1 pseudogene is annotated in these 601 nt (G+C 46.1%); it reads right to left on the reverse strand.

Annotation, left to right across the window (positions count from 1 at the left end):
- Positions 1-281, reverse strand: a pseudogene (locus P0G09_RS15445) (hypothetical protein); the annotation flags it as partial.
- Between the last annotated feature and the right edge of the window lie 320 nt (positions 282-601).

Raw genomic sequence — 601 nt, forward strand, 5'->3', positions numbered from 1 at the left:
GTCCAGAGATTTTTCTGCGAGAGCGTGGCACGGTCGAGCAGCAGCGCATAAGTCATTTTTGCAGTCTGGCTCAGGTCAAGTTCCAAAAGAAAGCGTGGGTATGGGAGAAACGGCGGCAGCGGAGTTTGCGTGGTAAGATATTCTGAAATGTTGATCACCTCCAGCTGAAGCAGAAATCGGAAACAAAGCGTATGTAACGAGAATTGGTGGGTTCCAATTCTCCAGTCGCAGAAAAGCACGAAACAAGTGCTCAACTGCGTTAATAAGTTAAGGTCTCCCATATTGGTCCTCGACTTCCCTAGGAGTGGGGAATCGTCCGGCGGCGGACTTGCACCGCACCATTGGCGTTTCAGCCACCCCGTCTTCGTTATGACCGGGCTGCGAGTTACAGAAGTACCTTTTGTGAAGTACCGGACGATTGAACTATTCTGTTTTCAAAGAACGGAGTTTTATAGAAAATCTTCGGAATTTAAGGCTTCCGAAAAATTGTCCCTCTACTTACGAGCCATCGAAAACGGCCCAAAAGTAGCCCGAAAAAGAAATTTGTTGAAAAGTTTTTGGAAAATATAGTTGAAGTGGCTGCTTGATTAAAATAACATTG

The sequence above is a fragment of the Faecalibacterium sp. DFI.5.82 genome (genome assembly GCF_029076575.1).
GTDB classification, from domain to species: domain Bacteria; phylum Bacillota; class Clostridia; order Oscillospirales; family Ruminococcaceae; genus Faecalibacterium; species Faecalibacterium duncaniae.